The sequence below is a fragment of the Carnobacterium sp. 1290_CSPC genome (assembly GCF_001053265.1).
Classification (GTDB): domain Bacteria; phylum Bacillota; class Bacilli; order Lactobacillales; family Aerococcaceae; genus Aerococcus; species Aerococcus urinaeequi.
Window position 1 is genome coordinate 1 of sequence record NZ_JVVG01000082.1, and the last position, 16,673, is coordinate 16,673.

Annotated in this window: 16 protein-coding genes and 1 tRNA gene; 2 read left to right on the top strand and 15 right to left on the bottom strand. The window is 38.0% G+C overall.

Going from position 1 to position 16,673, the window contains the following annotated elements:
- Nucleotides 1-213: 213 nt before the first annotated feature.
- From eno to clpP, 7 genes are all read right to left on the bottom strand, one after another.
- Nucleotides 214-1,515, bottom strand: a complete 1,302-nt coding sequence (gene eno, locus AC973_RS07300) for a phosphopyruvate hydratase (protein ID WP_016897452.1) — start codon at nt 1,513-1,515, stop codon at nt 214-216.
- Between the two features lie 92 nt (nt 1,516-1,607).
- On the bottom strand, nt 1,608-3,140 hold the full coding sequence (gene gpmI, locus AC973_RS07305) for a 2,3-bisphosphoglycerate-independent phosphoglycerate mutase (RefSeq protein WP_048729188.1): 1,533 nt from the start codon (nt 3,138-3,140) through the stop codon (nt 1,608-1,610).
- A gap of 3 nt (nt 3,141-3,143) precedes the next feature.
- Complete coding sequence (tpiA, locus tag AC973_RS07310; protein WP_003143084.1) at nt 3,144-3,896, bottom strand: triose-phosphate isomerase; 753 nt, start codon at nt 3,894-3,896, stop codon at nt 3,144-3,146.
- Nucleotides 3,897-3,945: 49 nt separating this feature from the next.
- Nucleotides 3,946-5,139, bottom strand: coding sequence for a phosphoglycerate kinase (locus AC973_RS07315; RefSeq protein WP_048729189.1), 1,194 nt, complete (start codon nt 5,137-5,139; stop codon nt 3,946-3,948).
- A gap of 101 nt (nt 5,140-5,240) precedes the next feature.
- Complete coding sequence (gap, locus tag AC973_RS07320; RefSeq protein ID WP_016897456.1) at nt 5,241-6,254, bottom strand: type I glyceraldehyde-3-phosphate dehydrogenase; 1,014 nt, start codon at nt 6,252-6,254, stop codon at nt 5,241-5,243.
- Between the two features lie 37 nt (nt 6,255-6,291).
- A complete protein-coding gene (locus tag AC973_RS07325; protein ID WP_048729190.1) occupies nt 6,292-7,329 on the bottom strand; it encodes a sugar-binding transcriptional regulator in 1,038 nt (345 codons plus the stop codon).
- Nucleotides 7,330-7,642: 313 nt separating this feature from the next.
- Nucleotides 7,643-8,239: an ATP-dependent Clp endopeptidase proteolytic subunit ClpP gene (gene clpP, locus AC973_RS07335; protein WP_003140760.1), complete on the bottom strand. Its 597-nt coding sequence runs from the start codon at nt 8,237-8,239 to the stop codon at nt 7,643-7,645.
- A 294-nt stretch (nt 8,240-8,533) separates the two neighbouring features.
- Between clpP and AC973_RS07340 the strand changes: the two genes are divergently transcribed.
- Together AC973_RS07340 and AC973_RS07345 are read left to right on the top strand one after the other, a co-directional pair.
- A tRNA-Arg gene (locus AC973_RS07340) sits at nt 8,534-8,605 on the top strand.
- 206 nt (nt 8,606-8,811) lie between these two features.
- The gene (locus tag AC973_RS07345) at nt 8,812-9,171 is read left to right on the top strand and encodes a DUF1304 domain-containing protein (RefSeq protein WP_048729192.1); all 360 of its coding nucleotides are present in this window, start codon (nt 8,812-8,814) and stop codon (nt 9,169-9,171) included.
- A 228-nt stretch (nt 9,172-9,399) separates the two neighbouring features.
- On the opposite strand, the gene AC973_RS07350 is transcribed toward AC973_RS07345, so the two are convergent.
- From AC973_RS07350 to AC973_RS07385, 8 genes are all read right to left on the bottom strand, one after another.
- Nucleotides 9,400-10,239, bottom strand: coding sequence for a cell wall hydrolase (locus AC973_RS07350; RefSeq protein ID WP_048729193.1), 840 nt, complete (start codon nt 10,237-10,239; stop codon nt 9,400-9,402).
- A gap of 440 nt (nt 10,240-10,679) precedes the next feature.
- Nucleotides 10,680-11,075 carry a 30S ribosome-binding factor RbfA gene (gene rbfA, locus AC973_RS07355; protein WP_016897460.1) on the bottom strand — a complete coding sequence of 132 codons (396 nt, stop codon included), beginning with the start codon at nt 11,073-11,075 and terminating at the stop codon, nt 10,680-10,682.
- Between the two features lie 12 nt (nt 11,076-11,087).
- The gene (infB, locus tag AC973_RS07360) at nt 11,088-13,349 is read right to left on the bottom strand and encodes a translation initiation factor IF-2 (RefSeq protein WP_048729195.1); all 2,262 of its coding nucleotides are present in this window, start codon (nt 13,347-13,349) and stop codon (nt 11,088-11,090) included.
- Nucleotides 13,350-13,429: 80 nt separating this feature from the next.
- Nucleotides 13,430-13,717 (bottom strand): L7Ae/L30e/S12e/Gadd45 family ribosomal protein, encoded by a 288-nt coding sequence (locus tag AC973_RS07365; RefSeq protein WP_016897462.1) that lies wholly within the window; start codon nt 13,715-13,717, stop codon nt 13,430-13,432.
- On the bottom strand, nt 13,707-14,006 hold the full coding sequence (gene rnpM / locus AC973_RS07370; RefSeq protein WP_026465960.1) for an RNase P modulator RnpM: 300 nt from the start codon (nt 14,004-14,006) through the stop codon (nt 13,707-13,709). Before rnpM ends, AC973_RS07365 begins: the two co-directional genes overlap by 11 nt.
- An 18-nt stretch (nt 14,007-14,024) precedes the next feature.
- A complete protein-coding gene (nusA, locus tag AC973_RS07375; protein WP_048729197.1) occupies nt 14,025-15,368 on the bottom strand; it encodes a transcription termination factor NusA in 1,344 nt (447 codons plus the stop codon).
- A gap of 30 nt (nt 15,369-15,398) precedes the next feature.
- Nucleotides 15,399-15,875 carry a ribosome maturation factor RimP gene (gene rimP, locus AC973_RS07380; RefSeq protein WP_026465958.1) on the bottom strand — a complete coding sequence of 159 codons (477 nt, stop codon included), beginning with the start codon at nt 15,873-15,875 and terminating at the stop codon, nt 15,399-15,401.
- 143 nt (nt 15,876-16,018) lie between these two features.
- Nucleotides 16,019-16,672 carry a P-II family nitrogen regulator gene (locus AC973_RS07385; protein WP_048729199.1) on the bottom strand — a complete coding sequence of 218 codons (654 nt, stop codon included), beginning with the start codon at nt 16,670-16,672 and terminating at the stop codon, nt 16,019-16,021.
- Nucleotide 16,673: the final 1 nt, after the last annotated feature.

Consider the following 16,673-nt stretch of genomic DNA (forward strand, 5'->3'; position numbering starts at 1 on the left):
TGCATGGCATTTAACTTTATTGATTTCTTAATTATTATTAAAAACTAAAAAACGTATTCGCGTGCTTTGAAATTATTTACCAACACTATTTGTAAAAGAACCAAAAAAAGCACAGATACCGAAGTACCTGCGCTAGGATGTTAACTGTCTGAATATTCGAAAGTGTCATAGCGACCTAAATTGGTGCAATAAGTTGCCCTAATTTAAGAGAAATTATTTGTTTTCTAAGTTGTAGAAAGCGTTTAGACCTTGGTACTCAGCTAAATCGCCTAATTCATCTTCGATACGTAATAATTGGTTGTATTTCGCCATACGGTCAGTACGTGATAATGAACCAGTTTTGATTTGACCAGCGTTAGTTGCAACAGCGATATCAGAGATTGTTGAATCTTCTGTTTCACCTGAACGGTGAGATACTACAGCTGTGTAGTTAGCACGTTTAGCCATTTCAATAGCGTTGAAAGTTTCAGTTAAAGTACCGATTTGGTTAACTTTAATTAAGATTGAGTTACCAACGTGGTTAGTAATACCGCGTTCTAAAATTTCAGTGTTTGTTACGAATAAGTCGTCACCAACTAATTGTACTTTTTCACCTAATTTTTCAGTTAATAATGCCCAACCGTCCCAGTCATTTTCATCCATACCATCTTCGATAGTAATGATTGGGTATTTAGCAACTAATTCTTCTAAGAATGCTACTTGTTCTTCAGCATTACGTTTAGCTCCGCCTTCACCTTCGAATTTAGCGTAGTTGTAAACGCCATCTTCAAAGAATTCTGAAGAAGCACAGTCGAAACCTAAGAACATGTCTTCACCTGGTTTGTAACCAGCAGCTTCGATTGCTTGGATGATAGTTTCAACAGCATCTTCTGTACCGTCAAAACGAGGAGCGAATCCACCTTCATCACCAACAGCAGTTTCTAAACCACGACCAGATAAGATTTTTTTCAATGCGTGGAAAGTTTCAGCACCCCAACGTAAAGCTTCTTTAAATGAAGAAGCACCAGCTGGAATAATCATGAATTCTTGGAAAGCGATTGGTGCATCTGAGTGAGAACCACCGTTTACGATGTTCATCATTGGTGTTGGTAATACTTTAGCGTTGAAACCACCTAAGTAGTTGTATAACGGGATGTTTAATTCATCAGCAGCAGCACGTGCAGCAGCGATTGAGACAGCCAAGATAGCGTTAGCACCTAAGTTACCTTTGTTAGCTGTACCATCTAATTCGATCATAGCAGCGTCAATACCGATTTGATCAGTTACGTCAAGTCCGATAATTGCATCAGCGATAGCGTTGTTCACGTTGTTTACAGCGTTTTGAACACCTTTACCTAAGTAACGTTCTTTGTCTCCGTCACGTAATTCAACGGCTTCATGTTCACCAGTTGAAGCTCCAGAAGGAACGATTCCTCGACCAAAACCTCCAGCTTCAGTGTAAACTTCAGCTTCTACAGTTGGGTTACCACGTGAGTCCAAGACTTCGCGTGCATAAATATCAGTAATTGCAGACATAATTTCTCTCCTTTAAATTCAAAATAATTTTTAAATTTGTTACATTCGTATTATACCATACCCACCGATTGGTAGACACGGATATTCATTGTTTAGCGCTTAATTAAAGTTTCACCGGTCATTTCATCTGGTTGGTCAACGTTCAATAGATCTAACATTGTTGGCGCAACATCGGATAAACGACCATCAGTGCGTAATTCAATACCTTTTTCAGTGACAATTAATGGCACCGGTACTGTCGTATGCGCCGTATTTGGTGAACCATCTTCATTTAATTCTGTATCCGCGTTTCCGTGGTCAGCAAAGATAATGGCTTTACCGTCTTTAGCTAATAAGGCATCCACAACGCGACCTAAACATTCATCAACAGCCTCAATCGCTTTGATAGTAGGCTCTAACATACCAGAGTGACCTACCATATCTGGGTTAGCGAAGTTTAAGATAATCGCATCTTGACGGTCATTTTCAATCTCATCAACTAATGCATCTGTTACTTCGTAAGCAGACATTTCAGGTTTTAAGTCGTAAGTCGCTACTTTAGGTGAGTTAATCAAAATACGTTTTTCACCTTCAAACTCGTCATTTGCCCCACCATTCATGAAGAATGTCACGTGAGGGTATTTTTCAGTTTCAGCGATACGTAATTGGTTTAAGCCGTTATCTGATAGCACTTGGCCAAGAACATTTTTCAATGCGATTGGTTTAAAAGCGATATCAGCTGGAATTGTATCTTTGTATTTAGTCATTGATACAAATTTAACGTTTGCTGGTACATTTCCACGATCGAAGTTATCCCATTCAGTTGCTGTTACAGCGTCTGAAAGTTGGATAGCACGGTCAGGACGGAAGTTAGCGAAAATGATAGCATCATTATCGGCTACTTGGCCTACTGGGTTGCCGTTAGCATCAACAATTACTGTCGGCTCAACGAATTCATCAGTAACGTCTTTAGCGTAATTAGCATTTACAACTTCAATTGCATTGTTGCCAGTTTCGCCTTTACCGTTAAAGATAACATCATAAGCTTTTTGTACACGTTCCCAACGGTTATCACGGTCCATTGCATAGTAACGTCCAGAAATTGAAGCGATTTGACCTAAGTTTTCTTCGGCCATTACTTTTTCAAGTGATTCAATATAACCTGGCGCTGAATGTGGATCAACGTCACGTCCATCCAAGAAAGCGTGTAGGTATAATTTTTCAACACCTTTAGCTTTAGCATCTTTAATCAATGCTTCGATATGACGTAAGTGGCTGTGTACCCCACCATCAGATAATAATCCGAAGATGTGTAGAGCTGAATGGTTGTCAGTTACATGAGTATAAGCACCATTTAATGCTTCGTTCTCAGCAAATTCACCATCTTCAATAGCTTTATCGATTCGAGTTAGGCTTTGGTATACAATACGGCCAGCACCAATATTTGTATGGCCAACTTCAGAGTTACCCATTTGTCCATCAGGTAACCCAACGTCTAACCCAGAAGCTTTCATTGTAGCATGTGGAAATTCATTCCAGTAACGGTCAAAGTTTGGTTTGTTTGCTTGTGCTACAGCATTACCATATGATTCTTCTCTCCAACCGAATCCATCTAAGATAATAATAGCTACGGGTGATTTAGACATGTGTTATTTACCTCCATTTAATAATGCGATGTAAGAAGTAACATCAAGACTAGCTCCTCCTACGAGCGCACCGTCAACGTCCTCTTTTTCAAGCAATTCAGCAATGTTAGCTGGTTTAACAGAACCACCGTATAAAATACGTGTTTGGTCTGCTGCTTCTTTACCAGCGATTTCAAATAATAAATCGCGGATGTGTGCTGACATATCTTGTGCATCATCAGCAGAAGCTGTTTTACCAGTACCGATTGCCCAGATTGGTTCGTAAGCAATTACAGCTTGTGCAACTTGATCAGCAGTTAAACCTTCAAGAGCAGCGCGGATTTGTCCACTAACCCATTCTTTTTCTTGACCAGCTTCACGAGTTTCTAAAGTTTCACCACAGCAAATGATTGGTGTCATGTTGTGGCTGAAAATGCTTGCTGCTTTTTTACGTACATCTTCATCAGTTTCACCGAATAATTCACGACGTTCTGAGTGACCGATGATAACGTAAGGTACGCCTAATGCTTCTAAAGCAAGCGGAGAAATTTCGCCTGTGAAAGCACCCTCATCTTCAAAGTGAACATTTTGTGCACCAATTTGGATGTCAGTACCTGCTACTTCTTCGATTAATTTTTCAATGTAGATTGCTGGTGGTGCGATTAAAGATTCAGCATCCGTTTGTGGGAAACCTTCTTTAAGTGCAGCAACAAATTCGTGAGCTTCAGCAGCTGTTTTATTCATTTTCCAGTTACCAGCGATTAATGTCTTACGCATATATTAAAAACTCCTTTACGAAAAGTTTTACTCAATTTATTTACGAAAATTATTTGTCCGCGATTGCAGCGATACCAGGTAATTCTTTACCTTCTAAGAATTCTAATGATGCCCCACCACCAGTAGAAATGTGTGAGAATTTGTCGGCTAAACCTAATTGGTAGGCAGCTGCAGCAGAGTCACCACCACCGATGATAGTTGTTGCATCAGTTAAGTTAGCGATAGCTTCACCAACACCGTTAGTACCTTTTGCGAAACTTGGCATTTCGAATACACCCATTGGGCCATTCCAAACAACAGTTTTAGCATCTGCAACTTGTGTTGCGTAGTACTCAACAGTCTTAGGACCTATGTCAAGTGATTGCCAGTCAGCCGGGATACCGTCAACATCAACAACATCAGTGTTTGCATCGTTGTCAAAAGCATCAGCTACAACAAAGTCTACTGGTAATACCAAACGGTCGCCTGCGCGTTCTATTAAGTCCTTAGCCAATGGAATTTTGTCTTCTTCAAGTAAAGAGCCACCAACTTCGTAACCTTGAGCTTTCATGAATGTATAAGCCATACCACCACCGATTAAGACTTTGTCAGCCTTGTTTAGTAATGATTCGATTACTGAAATCTTGTCAGATACTTTCGCACCACCTAAGATTGCAACGAATGGACGTTTTGGTTCGTTAACAGCGTCGCCTAAGAATTGGATTTCTTTTTCCATTAAGAAACCAGCAACAGCTTCGATGTTGTTTGAGATACCAACGTTAGAAGCATGTTCTCGGTGAGCAGTACCAAATGCATCATTAACAAATACGTCGCCTAATGAAGCCCAGTATTTACCTAATTCAGGATCGTTCTTGCTTTCTTTCTTACCGTCTACATCTTCGAAACGAGTGTTTTCAAACATTAATACTTCGCCATCTTTAAGGTTAGCGATAGCATCTTCTAATTCTTGACCACGAGTTTGCGCTACGAAAGTAACTTCTTTACCTAATTTTTCAGATAAACGTTCTGCAACTGGGCGTAGAGATTTAGAAGCTTTGTCTTCTTCTGTTTTCACTTTACCAAGGTGAGAGAATAATACTAAACGACCACCTTGCTCAAGAATATACTCAATAGTTGGTAATGCTTGAACGATACGGTTGTCATCAGTAATATTAAGGTCTTTGTCCATTGGAACGTTAAAATCAGCACGTTCTAAAACTACTTTACCTTTTAAATCGATGTCTTTTACAGTTTTCTTAGCCATTAAAATAGCACTCCTTATCTTAAGTTGTTAACCAATAAAAAAGGGCAGGAAGCGCGAAGCTTCCCGCCCAAATTCAACTGATTTTACTTTTAAACAATGAATTATTGTTTAGCAGCAAAGAATTCGATTAAACGTACGAATTGAGAAACGAAACCAGCTTCGTTATCGTACCAAGCAACAGTTTTAACTAATTGGCCATCTTCAGATTCGATAACTTTAGTTTGAGTTGCGTCGAAGATTGAACCAGCTGGAACACCAACGATGTCAGAAGATACGATTTCATCAGTGTTGTATAAGAATGATGGGTTAGCGTATTTTTCCATAGCAGCGTTAACTTCTTCAACTGTAACTTTAGTGTTTAATGTTGAGTAGAACTCAGTCATTGAACCAGTAACGATAGGAATACGGATAGCAGTACCGTCAACTTTACCGTTAACTGAAGGAATAACGCGACCTACAGCTTTTGCTGCACCAGTAGATGCTGGAATAGCGTTTTCTGCAGCTGCACGACCGTTACGGAAGTTACCTTTTTTACCGTTAGGTGCATCTTGTAATGATTGTGTAGAAGTGTAAGCATGGATTGTTGACATTAAACCATGTTTGATACCAAATTCTTTTTCTAACACGTTAACTACAGGAGCTAAACAGTTAGTAGTACATGAAGCACCAGAGATAATTTTATCTTCAGCTTCGATGATATCTTCGTTTACACCGTAAACAATTGTTTTAGTTTCAGCATCAGCAGGAGCTGAGATGATAACTTTTTTAGCACCAGCGTTGATGTGTGCTTGAGATTTTTCTTTTGTAGCGTAGAAACCAGTACATTCTAGAACGATATCAACACCTAAGTCACCCCAAGGTAAATCGTTTGCGTCACGTTCAGAGTATACAGTGATTTCTTTACCATCGATTGAAATACCATTTTCAGTAGTTTCGATATCGTGGTTGAAAGTACCGTGAGCTGTATCATATTTTAATAGGTAAGCTAAGAATTCGTTGTCTGTTAAATCGTTGATTGCCACGATTTCTACATTTGATTCATTTTCTTCCCAGATACGACGTAAAGTTAAACGACCGATACGACCAAAACCGTTAATTGCTAATTTAATTGCCATACTACAAAATTCCTCCTTAATGGAATACAAAATTATTTTAATGGGATTCCCCATTTAAAACCATATTTGAGGCACCTTGATCAGTTATAACGACTAACTGCTTAGGTGCGAGTTTCGCAAAAGCCTGTATTGCTTCTGCTTTTACACTGCCTCCAGCAATCAGAATTGGCAAATCAATATCTGCCAAGTCTTCAAGTTGAAGACCGATTCTAGGGATTCGATGCACTATGTTCCCTTCCTTATCAAAGAAACACCCGAACACTTCCCCTACAGCGTGGTTACTCTTAATCTTAGATGAACTTTCTAAATCAAGTCCCCTACGCCTTGCCATAATTTTAGCATTACCAACACTAAAAAGTAAAATGTTAGCCTCTTTTAACCGCTTTAAAGTTGATTGAATCACAGGATCATTCATTAAAGCCATATTTGCCACCTCTGATAAATTCTCAGGAGCATATAAGGAAATATTATGACCGTATAACTTTTGCGCTAGAATATCGCTAATTGTGTTGGCTTGGGTTGCTGAAGCATCTCCGATCCCACCCCTGGCTGCGACAACAGTAAAGTGTCTGTCAGCAGAAGGTGCTAATTGAACATGTTCACTCACCTCTAGCATAGTTGAACCACCAGTAACAGCAATCGTATGATTCCCCGCTGGTAAATTCGTGTCTAAGTATTTTGAAACTTGTAGACCCATTTCAAACAGAATATGTTGATCTTGGTCGATATCTCCTGAAACAATTCGAGCATCTGCTATGTTGAGCACATCAGCCAAATATTTTTCTTGTAGATGAATTTTATTTGTATCACGCCACAAGTCTTGACCTGTAGCAATTGCTCGTTCCCCTTTTGGCGTAATTGTCATACCTGCGGGAGAAGAATCAATGAGACCTTGTTGTTTCAAAACATCTGTAATTGTACGTAGCGGTCGTTCGGTAATTCCTAACTTTTCAGCTAGTCCCTTCCGACCAATCGGACCATCTTTGAAAATCCGCTGTAATACGCTAATTCTCTCAAAATAGGTCTTCTGAACTTCCGGCACTACTTCAGTAATACTTTTAAATAATTCGTCCATAGTCCCCACTTTCCTAGTACAAAAACGTTGAGCGCAAAAACACTTGGACTTTTATTGTCCAGCGTGTCTTTTTTTGACCACCCTCCGGTAAAAAAATTTGATTCCTTCGAATCACATCTCTTTACAAAAGTAATCATACCAATAAATTTATCCGCTTGCAAGCTTTTAAGCCCACTTTTCTCCTATACTGCAATGACAGCTATTACGCCTTACAAAGAATATATATTTAAGGACATTTCCACGGGCTATATCGAACGCCTTAAAGAAAAAGAAGCAGGTTTTACCCCACTTCTCTAGACTTAAAATTGATTAACTATTTTTCTAATTCATCGTTTTTAGTCATGATTTGATCTAATAAACCATATTCTAAAGCTTCTTCTGCAGTTAACCAGTTGTCACGGTCGGTATCGCGTTCAATCACTTCTACAGGTTGACCAGTCATTTCAGAGTATAGACGGTTCATTTTTTCTTTTGTTTTCAAGATGTGACGTGCTGCAATTTCAATTTCAGTTGCTTGTCCTTGCGCACCACCTAAAGGTTGGTGGATTAAGATTTCAGCATTTGGTAAAGCAAAACGTTTACCTTTGGTTCCGGCAGCCGCAATAAATGACCCCATTGATGCAGCCATACCCATTACAATTGTTTGTACATCTGCATGTACGAATTGCATAGTATCATAGATTGCCATACCTGAAGTTATAGAACCACCTGGTGAATTAATGTATAGGTAGATATCTTTATCTGGATCTTGTGCATCTAAGAATAATAATTGGGCAATGATTGAGTTGGCTAAATCGTCATTGAATTCCCCGCTCAACATAATAATACGGTCTTTTAATAAACGAGAGTAAATATCATAAGCACGTTCACCGCGAGAAGATTGTTCAATAACTGTTGGTACTAAATTCATTTAAATGTCCTCCTTTTAAACTTGTATATTGGTATTATACCTTTATGGTCAAAATTGGTCAACGAATATGACTTTTTTGATTTGCCTTATCATTTTAGCATAGAAGGTTCATTCTGCCCAATAGCTGGCCTTCATGACTTGAAAAACGAGACATTTTCTCTAGTTAATACCTAAGACATTATCAATTGTTAATAACAATTGACGCTACCAGATTCCTATAAACGCTTGAATTTGACTAAAAACTAGGCTATAATAATCCTGTTATTGTTTTTTAAGCAAAATATACAAAAATTTGCGCCCGTAGTGTAATGGATATCACATAAGATTCCGGTTCTTATGATGGGGGTTCGATTCCCTCCGGGCGCATTCAAATAAAAAAATTATTAGGTTGTTGCTATTTATGAGTTACAGCTTTTTTTTACCCTTAAACTATAGAATTCTTTAATTTCCCTTCTTTAGTGTTCATGTTTATATAGCTTAACATTGCACGTATTAATCCTTTGAAAATTCATAAAAATGTTTTATATTTAAAAAAAGAAGATTACTTCGTCAGTTAAGGGGAGAGATTAACCATGTCAGTTACAACAACTTTATTAACTCTTTTAGTCGCTTTAGAATTCTTTTATATCATGTATATACAAACTATTACTACCACGTCAGCCCAAACAAGTAGAATATTTAATATGGAAAGAGATGAGTTGAAAGGAAGTTCATTGAATACCTTATTTAAAAATATGGGAATATATAATGGTCTCATTGGTTTAGGGCTATTATATGCATTATTTTTCAGTAGCGCTTCTATTGAGATTGTTCGTATGATATTTGTCTACATTATTTTAGTGGCCACATATGGTAGCTTCACTAGTAGTAAAAAAATTATATTGACACAAGGTGGACTATCTATTTTAGCCTTATTCTCAACCTTTCTATAATAGAATGCACAGAGCAATACACGTTAGATAATCATTTGAATCCTAGTTTAACTCTCTATTTTTTTAACGCGTTATTCGTAAACAAATAATTAGGTGGTTTTTCTATTATTAGAACGATGAAACTCAACTAAACAAACCAATACTCTTTAATATCGATCTTGCAAAAAATAATAAACAAAAAAATCGGGAGCTCTCCCGATTTTTTTGTTTATTATATTTGAATTTAAATTAGAAGAATGTGTTTGTCACGCCGTCACCTGAAGCACGGAATGATTCAGCTGATGTAGTTACACCGTTAGTTAATACATCGTTAACAGCTTGGTAAGTTTGTTCTGATACTGTAGCGCTAGCTGCCATACCGTTTGAAACAACTTCAAATTGACCAGATGCGTTAACTACTGCCGATAATGAAGTACCACCCCAGTTACCTGAGTTTGCACGGTTAAGAATTACAGAGAATACTGCTGCTTTTTCAGAGTAGCTCGGACCAGCTTCAGTTTCTACTACTTGCAATACTTGGTAAGGGATTTCTTCTGCTGCTGAGTATGAAGAAGTTGAAGATGTTTCTTCAGTTGTTTCTTCTGCTTCATATGAAGTTGTTTGTACAGTTGCTGTTTCTTTTTCAGCTTCGTATGCAACTGGTTCTACAGTTGTTTCTTCTACTTCTTCAACTGTTTCAGTTTTCTCAACAGTTTCTTCCTCTACTTTATAAGTATCTTTTTTATTGTTTGTATCTTCTACGACAACTTCATTTACTTCACCTTCATCATTTTTAGTGAATGAGATAGAGTTAGATGGGAAGATTAAATCAGCATTTTCAATTTCGTTGATTTGTACTAATGTGTTCACATCAACACCAACTGCGTTAGCGATTACTGATAAAGTATCGCCATATACTACTGTATACTCAGAAGTTGTTTCATCAATTGCTTGCATATCAGCTGAAACTTCTTCAACGCTACGTGCTGTCCATTCTGCTGCTTTAGCATCTTCAGTGTTAAAGCCTGCTGTCGCAAATAATGCTGACAATGCAAATGTTGTTCCTAAAATAGTTTTGTTAAATTTCATGTTAAGTAAAACTCCTTATTTGTTTAGCTATTGCTTAGCTGTTTATTTAGCCACTGTTTCGACTACATGCAATATACTACACGGTATGGATTCAAAAGAAAACCCTATAAACCCATTCGTTAAGGGGCTTTAAATGGACTGAAATGTTTTGTAATTTTTAATATTTTCATCTCAATTATTACAATTCAACGTTTTCCCAGTATGACAACATTTACAGCACTTTCATCAATTCTTGCATATTTTAATAAGTTATAATTATGACATTGTATGTAACAATTTTTTTTTGAAAAATAGGTATATTTCACCACGCTAAAGGTCTATATATCAGCATTTTCCCACCACATTTCGAAGATTTATTCTAAAAATCAACCTCACAAACAACAAAAAAGGCCCCAAGAATTACAGCATACTTGCTATAATTCCCGGGGCCTTTCTACTTATTAATCGACTAACTTATCTGACTCAGCGTCAGACATGCTATCAAAATCGTCTTTTTTGTTTAATTGTGCTAGCAATTGGTCGATATGGTTACCATATTCAATTGAACGGTCACGTTCAAAGAATATTTCTGGTGTTTTATAGATGTTTAGGCGTTTACCAATTTCAGAACGAACTAAACCACTAGATTTTTCCAAACCTTTTTGCGCTTTTTCACGTTCACTGGCTAATTCACTCAATGTAGTGTAGAAAATAGTTGCTTGCTGTAAGTCACCAGTAACTTCTACATCAGTAATTGTAACACCTTCAACGCGGGGGTCTTTAACAGTCTTTCTCAATATGTCATTAACATCGCGAAGGATCTCTTGACTTACACGTTCAGCTCTAAATTTTGCCATTGTGTATCACCTCTATTTTTTCTTCACTTCAACCATACGGTATGCTTCAATTTCGTCATCTACTTTAATATCGTTGTAGTTTTCAATTGTAAGACCTAGTTCAAATCCACGAGATACTTCTTTCACATCATCTTTAAAGCGACGTAACGAACCTAATTGACCATCATAGATGACAATTGAATCACGGATGATACGAACTTGTGAGTTACGGTAGATTGTACCATCTAATACGTAACCACCAACGATTGTACCTACTTTAGATACATTGTAAGTTTCACGAACTTGTACAGTACCAGTTACTTCTTCAACGAATTCAGGATCTAACATACCTGTCATCGCTGATTCTACGTCATTAATTGCATCGTAAATGATGTTGTAAAGACGTACTTCTACTTCATCAGCATCTGCTTGTAATTTAGCTTGTGGTGTAGGACGAACGTTAAAACCAATGATTAAGGCTTGTGACGCTTGACCTAAAGTAATATCACTCTCGTTGATTGCACCAACTGCTTGGTGAACGATATTTACTTTAACACCTTCAACTTCGATTTTTTTCAAGCTTCCAGCTAAGGCTTCAACAGAACCTTGAACGTCCCCTTTGATAATGACATTAACTGATTTCAATTCGCCTTCTTGTAGCGTTTCGAATAAGTTGTCTAAGGTTACAGCATGGTTTGCTTGACGACGTTCTTGTAAGGCACGGCTCGCACGCTCTTCACCAACAGCACGGGCTGTTTTTTCGTCATCAAAGGCTACAAAGCGGTCACCAGCTTGTGGTGATTCTTGTAAACCAGTGATTTCAACTGGTGTTGATGGGCCAGCTTGCTTGATACGGCGACCAGTATCATTAGTCATTACACGGACACGTCCATGTGTATCACCAACAACAATTGGGTCCCCAACACGCAATGTCCCTTCTTGGACTAATAATGTCGCAATAGCACCTTTAGATGGGTCAAGACGCGCTTCGATTACAGAACCTAAAGCTAAACGGTTTGGTACAGCTTTATATTCTTCTACGTCTGAAACTAATAAAATCATTTCTAGTAAGTCACTTACATTTTGACCAAATTTAGCTGAGATATTTACGAAGATTGTGTCCCCGCCCCACTCTTCAGAAATTAGGCCATATTCAGTTAACTCTTGCATTACTCGATCAGGATTAGCTGTTGGTTTATCGATTTTGTTTACTGCAACGATAATTGGTACACCCGCTGCTTTGGCATGGTTAATCGCCTCAACGGTTTGTGGCATTACACCATCATCAGCTGCTACTACAAGGATAACGATATCCGTTACATCAGCACCACGCGCACGCATTGTCGTGAAGGCCGCATGTCCTGGTGTATCTAGGAAAGTAATTAAACGGTCATTTTCACGTACTTGGTAGGCACCGATATGTTGTGTGATACCACCCGCTTCGTCGTCTACAACTTGAGCGTTACGTAAGTAGTCAAGTAAAGTTGTTTTACCATGGTCAACGTGCCCCATGATGGTTACAACTGCTGGACGAGTTTCTAAATCTTCCTCGTCTGCATTCTTAGCTTCTTCAAAGTAATGTTCAAAGTCTGCTTGGTCAACAATAACTTTCTCTTCAGCCTTTACACCATATTCTTCAAGAATTAACTCGATAGCATCTTTATCTAACGCTTGGTTTTGTGTAGCTGGTATACCCATCAAGAATAGTTTTTTGATAATCTCAGCTGGCTCACGGTGAATTTTTTTAGCAATATCCGCTACAGTCATACCTTCAGTATATTCCACTTTTTCTGGAAGTGGCTTATTCTTTCTTGGTGGTACTGGGTTGCCTTGAGGGCGGTTTTGGTCATTATTAAAACGACCTTTTTTCCCTTTTTTGCCTTTACCTTTAAATCCGCCATTTTTGTTATTGCTATTATTTTTAAAATTATTTTTTTGATTATTCATATTTTTATTCTCTTTTGCTGGGTTATTGCGATTTTGCGACTTGTTTTGGTGCTGGTTTTGCTTAGCGTTTGCTTTAGCAGGTTCTGATTTAGCTGAACCTTTTTCTGCAGGCTTATTTTCAGCTTTCTTAGTTGGTTGACTTTCAGTTGCTTTCGCTGGCTGATTGTTGTTGTCTTCCTTACCTGCTGATTTATTTGCAAAGCTACTTTTTAGCTTGTTTACTTCGTCATCAGTCATTGATGCCATATGGCTTGAATATTCAAAACCTGCTTTTTCTGCAGCATTCAATAACTCTTTACTTGATATGCCAATTTCCTTAGCAACTTCGTAGACACGTTTTTTTGACATGTCATCACCTTCCTTATTCTACTAATCTCTCATACTTTTTACTCTCCTATTTGATGTAAAAATATACGTAAAAATCTAAATTATTTTTTAAAGCTTTTCACAAACCCGCGGTCTAAGAGGGCGACTATCGACCTCTTTTTACCTAAAGCAATTGAAATTTCTTCAGTTGTAAACATCTGAACATATTCCACTTCATAAAAAGCACATTTATTCTCTATGTTCTTTTTTGTTTGTTCGCTGACATCAGTAGCCATGACCACTAAAACAGCCGTCTCTTGCTGAATAGTTTTCATGACAGTTTCAGTACCTGAAACGAGTTTACTCGCTGCTTGCGCCAAACCTAACAAATTCAACTTATTATTGTTCATTTTCAAAAAGCTCTTTTCTGGCTTTTTGATGGGCAACATAAGCTTTCAATTCACTATAAAAATCATCCGAAATGGATACATTTAAGTGTCTATCTAACATGTGTTTATCCCAAGCCTTTTGTACAACTTCAGGATCGAGGGATACATATGCGCCGCGCCCATTTTTCTTACCTGTCGGGTCAATTTCAACAACCCCTTCAGGATTACGAACAATTCTAATTAATTCTTTTTTAGGAAACATTTCATTTGTCACAACACATTTTCGCATAGGAATTTTTCGTTGTTTCATGTTTGATCCCACCTAATCTTAGCCTTCTTCGTTTAAACGCTCTTGTTGGTCTAAATCTTCTTCGCCAATTAAAGGTTCATCACCAATAATGTCGTTGTCTTCGCCTTCAATATCATCAATCTGATCTTCAATTGCTTCTGGACCAACATTACCTTCTTCAAGGTCATCAATAGCTAATAAATCCTCTTCATCAATTGAAGTTGATCCTTCTGTCACTGCTTCGTAATCTTCAACAGTTTCAATATCTTCAGCTAAAATTGGATCAACGTCTTCGTCGACTAATTCTTTCTCAGCAAAACGTTCTGCGTACTCTTCTGTTTGTACGTAGGCTTCAAAGTCAGCTTCAGATTTGATATCAATCTTGTGGTTTGTTAATTTAGCCGCTAAACGCGCATTTTGGCCACGTTTACCAATAGCTAATGACAAGTGGTTTTCTGGTACGACAACCACACATGACGTTTCACCTGGTACAAAGTGAACAGATAATACATCAGCTGGGTTTAAAGCATTTGAAATAAAGGTTGCCATGTCGTCTGACCATTGAACGATATCCATATTTTCACCTTTTAATTCGTCTACAATACGTTGTACACGCGAACCACGAGGTCCAACACAAGTACCTACTGCATCGATATTCGCGTCGTTTGATACAACCGCTACTTTAGAACGATCACCAGCTTCACGGGCGATGGCTTTAATTTCAACAGTACCGTCGAAAATCTCAGGTACTTCTTGTTCAAATAGACGTTTCAATAGACTTGGGTGGCTACGAGAGACATAGACTTGTGGCCCTTTAGTCGTATTTTCAACACGTTCTACGTAAACTTGTACACGCTCGTGTGGTTGGAAGGTTTCATTAGGAATTTGACCTTCTGGTGGGATAACGGCTTCGATTTTACCTAAGCTAACGTAAACATAACGACGATCTTGGCGTTCGACTATACCAGTTAAAATATCATCCTCATAATCAATGTATTCGTTGTAGATAATTGAACGTTCAGCTTCACGAACTCGTTGCATGATCACTTGTTTTGCGGTTTGTGCAGCAATTCGACCGAAATCTTTAGGCGTAACTTCAAATTTGATCTTGTCGCCAATTTCATATGCACTGTTTAAGTCATGAGCATCTTCAAGCGATACTTCAAGTTGTGAGTCCATTACCAGATCAACAACTTCTTTCACTGCGAATACTTTTATACTACCTTTTTTTACGTCAAAGTTTACTTCGACATTTTGCGCTTGTTGGTAGTTACGTTTATAAGCTGAAACTAAAGCAGCTTCTAAAGCTTCTAAAATAACTTCTTTTGAAATGCCCTTTTCATCTTCAAGCGCTTCGAAGGCTCTTAACATTTCTTTACTCATCTAAATTCCCTCTTTCAAAAATGATAAATTTTAAAATTCAATGGCCAATCTGATTAACGATACATTTGATTTTTCTACAGTGACTGCCACTTTACGTGTTTTGTCTTTTGTTTCAACTTCATATGCATCATCTGATACAGAAAGTAGACGGCCTTGAATATTTTTTTGACCATCAATGGCTTGATAGAATGACAAGAATACCCATTCACCGATTGCAGCTTGCACATCGTCATCATTTTTCAATGGACGTTCTGCACCTGGAGAAGATACTTCAAGGTAATAAGCTTGTGGAATTGGGTCTGTTTCTAATTGATCAACAGCTTCAGAAATATGTTCACTAACTGTGACACAATCCTCTATTGCGATGCCACCACCTGGTTTATCCACGTAAATTCTTAGGAACCAAGATTTCCCTTCTTTAACGAATTCGATATCAAACAATATAAAGCCTAAGTCTTCAATTATTGGTTGAACGATTTCTTGCATTTGGTCTGTTACTTTAGCCATATTTCCCCTCGCTTTTCTTACTTTCACCTTATTACCATGAAAAAAGTGAGCGTCACCGCTCACTCCACCACTGTCTTCTTTCTACTTAGACAGTATAACATATGGGAGCTTGATTCGCAATAATTGTTGCTATCAAGCGATTTTTACAAGTTCTGAACCAAACCTGTAACTTGGTTAACTGGAATTGAAAAGACAACACCGCTACCTGGTTGATCTAAGTCCATTGCGGTACGAATACTTTCAGATACTGGATGGACTTTTTCAGCTTCAACTACTAACAGAACGATTTCTTTTTCTGGTTGAATTTCAATATTGAATAGTTTAGAGATTTCAGTTGTCCCTGTTCCACGACCGTGAAGAATGGTTGCACCTTTAGCGCCTTCTTTACGGGCAGCTGCAACAACATCATCACCTGAATCGCGGTCGACAATTGATACTAATAGTTGATACTCACTCATATTTTCACCTTTTTCTTCAAATGCCCGATTAAATAAACGACTACCACAAACGCTTGATGTATCTGCTGAGAACAGGATACCCAAGCCTTTCTTGTCTAATTTCATTTTCTCAGTGATTTTTTCGTGAATGTCACTTTCGAATTCCTTAGGAGCTAATGTAATCATCAATTCTTTCTTAGATTCATCAAGTCCCATCAAGTTAAGGAATTTATTTGGAATGGTGCCATCACAAAGGACTAAGGTGCCACCACCGGTTCCATGCTCTTTGGCAGTTTTAAGTACTTTTTGCCCAAAACCATGGTTTACAATAGCGAAAAACGCCACTGATTCTACAGTCATC